At 45.5% G+C, this 7,526-nt stretch carries 9 protein-coding genes; 3 read left to right on the top strand and 6 right to left on the bottom strand.

What is annotated here, in order from left to right; all coding sequences use genetic code 11:
• Positions 1-389 precede the first annotated feature (389 nt).
• Entirely contained in the window at positions 390-953 is a 564-nt protein-coding gene (locus IQR33_RS30750; RefSeq protein WP_005381507.1) for a VC2662 family protein, read from the top strand.
• 100 nt (positions 954-1,053) lie between these two features.
• On the opposite strand, the gene IQR33_RS30745 is transcribed toward IQR33_RS30750, so the two are convergent.
• Together IQR33_RS30745 and epmB are read right to left on the bottom strand one after the other, a co-directional pair.
• Positions 1,054-1,551, bottom strand: a complete 498-nt coding sequence (locus tag IQR33_RS30745) for an MgtC/SapB family protein (protein WP_193837585.1) — start codon at positions 1,549-1,551, stop codon at positions 1,054-1,056.
• A 95-nt stretch (positions 1,552-1,646) separates the two neighbouring features.
• Entirely contained in the window at positions 1,647-2,669 is a 1,023-nt protein-coding gene (gene epmB, locus IQR33_RS30740; RefSeq protein ID WP_005381502.1) for an EF-P beta-lysylation protein EpmB, read from the bottom strand.
• A 32-nt stretch (positions 2,670-2,701) separates the two neighbouring features.
• Between epmB and efp the strand changes: the two genes are divergently transcribed.
• Complete coding sequence (gene efp / locus IQR33_RS30735) at positions 2,702-3,268, top strand: elongation factor P (protein ID WP_005381500.1); 567 nt, start codon at positions 2,702-2,704, stop codon at positions 3,266-3,268.
• Between the two features lie 267 nt (positions 3,269-3,535).
• On the top strand, positions 3,536-4,939 hold the full coding sequence (locus IQR33_RS30730) for an SPFH domain-containing protein (RefSeq protein ID WP_172563462.1): 1,404 nt from the start codon (positions 3,536-3,538) through the stop codon (positions 4,937-4,939).
• A 103-nt stretch (positions 4,940-5,042) separates the two neighbouring features.
• Here IQR33_RS30730 and frdD read toward each other — a convergent pair whose 3' ends face one another.
• The 4 genes from frdD to IQR33_RS30710 all read right to left on the bottom strand — a co-directional run.
• On the bottom strand, positions 5,043-5,420 hold the full coding sequence (gene frdD / locus IQR33_RS30725) for a fumarate reductase subunit FrdD (protein WP_005381493.1): 378 nt from the start codon (positions 5,418-5,420) through the stop codon (positions 5,043-5,045).
• 11 nt (positions 5,421-5,431) lie between these two features.
• Entirely contained in the window at positions 5,432-5,815 is a 384-nt protein-coding gene (gene frdC, locus IQR33_RS30720; protein ID WP_005381491.1) for a fumarate reductase subunit FrdC, read from the bottom strand.
• A gap of 2 nt (positions 5,816-5,817) precedes the next feature.
• Positions 5,818-6,576: a succinate dehydrogenase/fumarate reductase iron-sulfur subunit gene (locus IQR33_RS30715; RefSeq protein WP_005381489.1), complete on the bottom strand. Its 759-nt coding sequence runs from the start codon at positions 6,574-6,576 to the stop codon at positions 5,818-5,820.
• Positions 6,576-7,526: FAD-binding protein (locus IQR33_RS30710; protein ID WP_193844300.1), on the bottom strand; the 951-nt coding region annotated here is incomplete at its 5' end. The genes IQR33_RS30710 and IQR33_RS30715, both read right to left, overlap by 1 nt.

Raw genomic sequence — 7,526 nt, 5'->3', positions numbered from 1 at the left:
ACCGCAAAAAGACGCGCCAGCGATGCCTGACATGGGCGGCATGGGTGGCATGGGCGGTATGGGCGGCATGATGTAAGCCAGCTTATCTCATCGCTCTAGGGAAACCTTATAGCGGAAAGATAACCGACCAAACCTTTAAAAGTCGAGGCAGATGCCTCGACTTTTTTATGCGTATCACCTGAGAAACATGACGTTCTGGTGTGGCTTATCATGAAATTTTTGAGCGTAAAAAGCGCCATTTCAGAAGCAAAAAATCGAAGAGAAATATTTTTTCTTTTGAGTCAGATGGTTAAATCTGACCTATTGCTAACACTTTTTGAACGGGGACAGAGCAAAATCTGAACATTACACTATGTTGTAAATTGTTGCTTCCCATCATGGAGATGAAAATGAAAAAGCTTATGACGTCATTGGCGGTTGCAGCCGCTATCGCATCACCTGTTGCTTTTGCCGACAGTACACCTGTGATGTTCTCTACTATCGATAACACAAACGCACCTTCTAATTCTTCAGTTGGTGGCGTTCGTTTAGCTGTGCTGCATGGGCAGGTAAATGAGGTTAAAGGTGTCGACTTTTCACTGCTTGGTATGTCAGAAACGGATCGTACGACAGGTGTGAACTTCGGTCTGTTTTTTGGCGCAGCAAAAGTAAATCAAGAAATGAAAGGCGCGTCTTTAGGCTTAGTTAACTGGAACCAAGGTCAGACGACGGGTGTTAACTTGGGTGCTGTTAACATTACGAACAACGTAAAAGGCTTGAACTGGAGCGCGGTGAACTATTCTGAAGGCTACACCATGGCGGATGTGGGCTTAGCGAGTATCTCTAAGAAGTCTAATTTCCAGTTTGGTTTCTTCAACATGACCGATCAAATCGATGGCGTGCAAATTGGTCTTTTGAACTGTGCGGATAACGGTTTCTTCAAGTGTTTCCCACTCATCAACTTTGCTAAGTAATCCCTGAGAAAGTCAGAATCTTTATATACAGAAAGCCCTCGATGTTTGTCGAGGGCTCTTTAATTACTGATGAGATGAAGCGAGTTTCTCGGAGCGTTAACTATTTAATTAATCGTGATGAAGTTTTGCGTTGTTGAATTCTTTGATGAACACCGCGGCGTAATGCTTTGATGTGGTTTTCTGCTTTATCCACACCTAACAACACGGTTAATGTCAGGAGAGTAATAACCACCGACTGCGTTAAATAACCTAAACCTATCATCAAACCTAAACCTGCTAGTACCCATATTACAGCCGCGGATGTTACGCCATGGATTTTTCCATCAAGTGTCATCATAACGCCAGCGCCTAAGAAGCCGACGCCAGTAATGATTTGACCAAGCACTCGTGCTTGATCAAGTGTATTTGGCGATAACGACACTGCCATCGACATCAACAGGTAGGTGCCTGAAATAATTAATATTGCTGTGCGAATGCCAACCGGTTTACCACGAGTTTGGCGCTCTATACCGATCATGAGCCCATTAATGGCGCAGCATAGTAGGGCAGGCCAACTGAATGGGCCAAGATCGAAAATTTGTTCGAATGCTGTATGCATCTTGACCTCCAAAAGTGCGGAGTATGCATAGACTTACCGTGCAAAGCGAACAAAAATAATCAATCTAGACGACAAATTTAATTGAGCGTCAGAGCTTATTCTAAATGCAAATCCAACGGCGTTTTACTTGGCCTGCCACCAATTTCTCGTGTGAGTTTTGGTACCAGATAACCCGATACACGCGTGATGAGTCCGCGCATAATAGCTTTCGCTTCTTCGTCCGAAATAAAGTAGTGCGCTGCGCCTTGCACCTTATCAAGAACGTGGAGGTAATAAGGCAAGATACCCGCGTCAAATAAGGCCTCACTTAACGCCACTTGAGCTTCTACCGAATCATTCACGCCTTTCAGCAGAACGCCTTGGTTTAGAAGCGTAACGCCCGCTCTTTTGAGCTTGAACATCTGTTCAGCAAATTCGTCATTGATTTCGTTGGCATGGTTGATGTGAGTGACGAGGATGATTTGTAACCTTGATGCTTGCAGAAGTTGGCATAGTTCATCAGTGACTCGAGCAGGAATCACCACAGGTAAACGGCTATGAATACGCAGACGTTTGATGTGAGGAATATGAGCAATGTGCTCTAAAAGCCAATGAATCTCATCGTCTTTTGCCATTAATGGATCACCACCTGAGAAGATGACTTCGTTCAACTCTGGTTGTTGTGCCATGTACTCTAAGCACTTGGTCCAGGCTTGTTTCCCGCTTTTGTTCTCTTGATAAGGGAAGTGACGACGAAAACAGTAACGGCAATTTACCGCGCAGCCACCTTTGACAATCATCAGGGCGCGGTTGCGATACTTGTGTAGCAGGCCAGGGACTTCATTGTCCTGCTCTTCCAATGGATCATTGGAGTAGCCCGGATGCACCTCAAATTCGTCGCTCAGTGGTAAAACCTGACGTAGAAGAGGGTCTTTAGGGTTGCCTTTCTCCATCCTATCGACAAAACTTTGCGGTACACGCTGTGCAAACAGCTTGCGCGCGGCAAACCCGTCTTGCCACGGTGAAGGATCAATTTCCAGTATTTCGAGCAATTTTGCAGGATCAGAGATCCCATTCGCCAACTGTTTGAGCCAGTTTTGCTCAACAGATTCGACTTTTCGGGTTATTATGTGCGGCATTGAATTTAGCTCTAAGAATGTAAGAGGAAAAAATGGCTACAGTTAGCACCAATGAATTTAAAGGCGGTCTTAAGTTAATGCTTGATAACGAGCCTTGTGTAATTCTGGAAAACGAATACGTTAAACCAGGTAAAGGCCAAGCGTTCAACCGTGTTAAAATTCGTAAACTTCTTTCTGGTAAAGTGCTAGAGAAAACATTCAAGTCTGGTGACACTTGTGAAGTGGCAGACGTAATGGATATCGACCTAGATTATCTATATTCAGACGGCGAATTCTACCACTTTATGAACAGTGAAACGTTTGAACAGATCGCAGCGGATGCAAAAGCGGTAGGTGAAAACGCTAAGTGGTTGGTAGAAAACAACACTTGTATGATCACTCTTTGGAACGGTAACCCAATTACTGTTACTCCACCAAACTTCGTTGAGCTAGAAGTTGTAGACACAGACCCAGGCCTGAAAGGTGATACTCAAGGTACTGGCGGTAAACCAGCGACGCTATCAACTGGCGCTGTTGTTCGTGTTCCTCTGTTCATCTCAATTGGTGAAGTGATTCGCGTAGATACTCGTACTGCTGAATACGTAGGTCGTGTGAAGTAAGCACTTTATATGATTGTTAGAAAGGTCGCTTCGGCGGCCTTTTTTATTGCCTGTGATTCTTCTCTTTTAATCCCTCTGCGTAAAACATCGATATCCTCCGCAAATTTTTGATGATTTTGTATTATTCGTAAAAATCTTATTTATTCCATGAATCTGTCGATTATTCCTTAATGTAACATTTTGATACATTAGCACTTGTTGCTGAGTTGCATAGCAATCTGATTTTTATCGATTTAACTCAGTAACAATCCAAAAAAGGAGAACAAAATGGAAAGCAGAGGTTTAGGAAGGGGTTTAAAGGTGGAAGAAAGACGTCAGTTACTACATAAAGGATTAAAAGCAGCCGTATTTGGCGTACCGCTGTTGGCAATAGGCTTAACGATTAATAGCTCGGTGCTGATGACCGATGCGGGTTACAGCTACGTGCATCAGAATAATATTACTGGTGAGTTGGATGTGTTTACTGAACCTGGCATTCATTTTCGTATGCCATTTCTGTCCAAAATCACCAAGTATGACCAAGTCATCACCGTGTCATTCGGTAACAGCAAGGGCGAAGATTTTTATCAACGTCTTGATGCGATTCAGGTTCGATTTGCCGACACCTATATTGGTCAGATCCCCGTAACATTCCGCTTTAAGCTCAGTAATGACCCTGAAGCGGTGAAGAAGATGCATAAAGAGTTCCGCAACAACAGTAACTTGATCGATGCGCTGCTTGTAAAGAACGCACGTAACGTAACGGTGATTACCGCAACCCAATACACGGGTGAAGAGTTTTTCCAAGGTGGTTTGAACCAGTTCAAATCGAAACTTGGCGATCAGTTACGAGAGGGGATTTATCTAACAGAGCGACGTCAGGTTGAAGTGGAAGAGTTGGATCTTGCGCCTGTTGGGGCGAATCAAACTAATCCGAACCAATTACAGCGCACCAATCAACTGGTATGGAAAACTGTGCCAGTCGTAGACAAAACCGGGCAACCAATTCGTCAAGACAATCCGTTACAACAATACGGTATTCAAGTGACGCAGGTGACCATTGGTGACCCGCAACCAGAAAAGCAATTAGATCAGCTATTGGCAGATAAAAAGCGTTTAGTGGCGGATCGTATTCGCGCGATTCAGGAACAAGAAACGTCGAAAGCACAGGCAGAGACCGAGCAGTTACGCAAAGAGATTCAACGAACACGTGAGGTGCAAGACGCCCAGCGTGGTAAAGAACTCGCAATTATTGCTCAACAAAAAGAAGTGGAAGTGGCGCGTCAGATTGCAGAGCGTGAAATCGTTGAAGTGGAAAAAACCAAACGACTTGCTGAAGTCGAGAAGGAGAAAGAGCTAGCTATCGCAGAGGCTAACTTAGCGATTCAAAAAGCGAACGCACTTTCTGCTGAGTTTGAAGCGAAAGCGATATTAGCGAAAGGTCGCGCAGAATCTGAAGTCCTAAAAGGTAAGTATGCGGCGTTAGGAGCAAACCGTGAAGTTTACTTGGCAGAATTGAATCGAGACGTAGCGAACTCGCTGTACAACAATTTGCAAAACTTCCAAGTTCAGATGCCACAAAATTACATTGGTGGAAGTGACGAAACGGGCTTGAAAACAAACCTAGATGTGATTACTGGCTTTGGTGCTCTGGGTCTTATGGACCAGACAAAGAAGGTCGCACAGCAATAAGATCATGGGTGGTCAAAAGCTTAAAAAGCAAAAAGATCATAGGTAACCCAAAGCAATAAAAAAGCTGGCATTTAGCCAGCTTTTTCTTTTTTTGGTCAGTCTCTTAAATCATGAAGATAAAGATAACTGCTAGTGCAGTGATGAGGCCTGCAAATGCATAGCATGCAATTTTACCAATCACACCAGTGTGGAATTTAAGGTCGTGCATGCCGTGGTGTACACGGTGCATTGCATGCCACATTGGCAATGCTAGCGTGCCAATGATGAATAGCGCACCGATGATGCTGGTTGCGAATGCAGAGACACGCTCGTAGCTCATCGCTTCTGCATCAATCACGCCTAGTGGGACCAAGATGCCCAGCACCAATACCGTGATTGGCGTGATCATCGCGAACCAAGTACCACCTGCGCCAAACAGACCCCACCAGATTGGCTCATCAGAACGTTTTGGTGATGTGTTTACACTATAATTCGGTTTCATTGCTCAGCTCCTTACACCACGATGAGAACGATCAGTGAGATGAACGCAACCGCGGCCCACTGAGTCAATACGATGATCTTCTTGTCCACGGGTTTGCCTTTCAAACGAATTGGCATTACTTGTGGCATCATGCTGAAGAAAGTTTGAGCGTGGAATAGGCTACCGAGTAGTGCAACGATGTTGATTGCGACTACGATTGGGTTCGCCATGAACGCTAACCAACCTTGCCATGCTTCAGGACCTTTCACCAAGCAACCTAAACCGAAAGTTAGGAACAGAGTGAATAGGATTAACGGAAGCACCGTCGCTTCACGTAGCATGTAGAAGCGGTAGAAAGGATGGTTCTTCCACCAAGTGCGTTTTACTTCACGAACGTAAGGTTTACGATTGCTCATCCTTATGCCTCCACTTTCTTTGGTGAACCATCAGGTTTCAACATAGCAATCACGAAGTCCATAGAAGACTCCACTTTGCCTTGGTTTACTGCCGCTGCTGGGTCAACGTTCTTCGGACAAACTTCAGAACAGTAACCAACAAACGTACAACCCCAAGCACCGTTTTCACCGTTGATAAGCTTCATGCGCTCATCTTTACCGTTGTCACGGCTGTCTAGGTTGTAGCGGTGGGCTAGCGTTAGTGCAGCAGGACCGATGAACTCTGGGTTAAGACCAAACTGAGGACATGCGGCATAGCACAGACCACAGTTGATACAGCCAGCGAACTGCTTGTATTTCGCCATCTGTTCTGGCGTTTGCAAGTTCGTACCGTCTTCTGGTTTACGATCGTTACCAATGATGTATGGTTTGATTGCTTCTAGGCGCTCGATGAATGGCGTCATATCAACAATCAAGTCTTTCTCGATTGGGAAGTTCGCTAGAGGTTCGATAGTCACACCGTCTGGGTAGTCACGTAGGAAGCTCTTACAAGCAAGTTTCGGTACGTTGTTCACCATGATGCCGCAAGAACCACAGATCGCCATACGGCAAGACCAACGGTAAGACAGATCTTTGTCTAGGTGGTCTTTGATGTAACCAAGTGCGTCAAGTACAGACATGGTTTCATCGAATGGGACTTCGAATGTTTGCTTGTATGGTTCTGCATCTTTTTCTGGGTCGTAACGCAGGATGTCTACTTTTTGAATGCGATTTGCTGACATTATGCTTGCTCCTCTGCGTTCTTCTCTTCAGCCGCTGCTTTTTCTGCTGCTTCACCGTATAGACGAGCTTTTGGTTGTGACTTAGTGATGGTCACATTGCTGTAATCGATACTTGGTGCTGACTCTGGCTTGTAGAAAGCAAGTGAGTGTTTTAGGAAGTTCACGTCATCACGTTCTGTACAACCGTCGTCTAGACGCTGGTGCGCGCCGCGCGATTCTTTACGTAGAATCGCAGAGTGAACCATCGCTTCTGCGACTTCTAGGCCGTAACCCACTTCGATTGCGTATAGAAGGTCTGTGTTGAACACTTTACCTTTGTCTTTGATGCTGATGCGTTTGTAGCGTTCTTTCAACTCAGTGATTTTGTCGATAGTCGCTTGCATCAAATCTTCTTGGCGGTAGATACCACAGCCAGCTTCCATGGTGTGGCCCATTTCTGTGCGGATTTCTGCCCAGTTTTCGTCGCCTTCTTGGTTCATCAGTTTCGCGATGCGCTCTTCAACGGCTTTGACTTGCGCGTCAATTGCCGCGTCGTTCCAACCTTTGAATTCTGCTGCGCGTTTCACTGCATTTTCACCCGCTACGCGGCCAAATACCACGAACTCAGCCAGTGAGTTAGAACCTAGACGGTTTGCACCGTGAAGACCAACAGACGCACATTCACCCACCGCGAATAGGCCTTTAATGCGAGTTTCACAACCGCCGTCCGTTTCAATACCACCCATGGTGTAGTGAACGGTTGGACGAATTGGAATTGGCTCTTTTGCAGGGTCCACGTTTACGTAAGCTTTTGCTAGCTCACAGATGAACGGTAGACGCTCTTGTAGGTACTCTTCACCAAGATGGCGAAGATCTAGGTGCACCACGTCACCCAGTGGGTGTTTGATGGTGTTGCCTTTCTGTTGTTCGTGCCAGAAAGCTTGAGAAACTTTGTCACGAGGACCCAGTTC

Origin of the sequence: Vibrio sp. OPT46, assembly GCF_015163535.1 — a bacterium.
Taxonomy (GTDB): domain Bacteria; phylum Pseudomonadota; class Gammaproteobacteria; order Enterobacterales; family Vibrionaceae; genus Vibrio; species Vibrio alginolyticus.
Note: the sequence above shows the minus strand (reverse complement) of the source record. Positions and strands in the feature narration are given on the sequence as shown.

Coding starts and splice junctions, on each gene's coding strand:
- IQR33_RS30750 (WP_005381507.1), top strand. CDS start 390: ATGAAAAAGCTTATGACGTCATTGGCGGTTGCAGCCGCTATCGCATCA.
- efp (WP_005381500.1), top strand. CDS start 2,702: ATGGCTACAGTTAGCACCAATGAATTTAAAGGCGGTCTTAAGTTAATG.
- IQR33_RS30745 (WP_193837585.1), bottom strand. CDS start 1,551: ATGCATACAGCATTCGAACAAATTTTCGATCTTGGCCCATTCAGTTGG.
- frdC (WP_005381491.1), bottom strand. CDS start 5,815: ATGAGCAATCGTAAACCTTACGTTCGTGAAGTAAAACGCACTTGGTGG.
- IQR33_RS30730 (WP_172563462.1), top strand. CDS start 3,536: ATGGAAAGCAGAGGTTTAGGAAGGGGTTTAAAGGTGGAAGAAAGACGT.
- IQR33_RS30715 (WP_005381489.1), bottom strand. CDS start 6,576: ATGTCAGCAAATCGCATTCAAAAAGTAGACATCCTGCGTTACGACCCA.
- frdD (WP_005381493.1), bottom strand. CDS start 5,420: ATGAAACCGAATTATAGTGTAAACACATCACCAAAACGTTCTGATGAG.
- epmB (WP_005381502.1), bottom strand. CDS start 2,669: ATGCCGCACATAATAACCCGAAAAGTCGAATCTGTTGAGCAAAACTGG.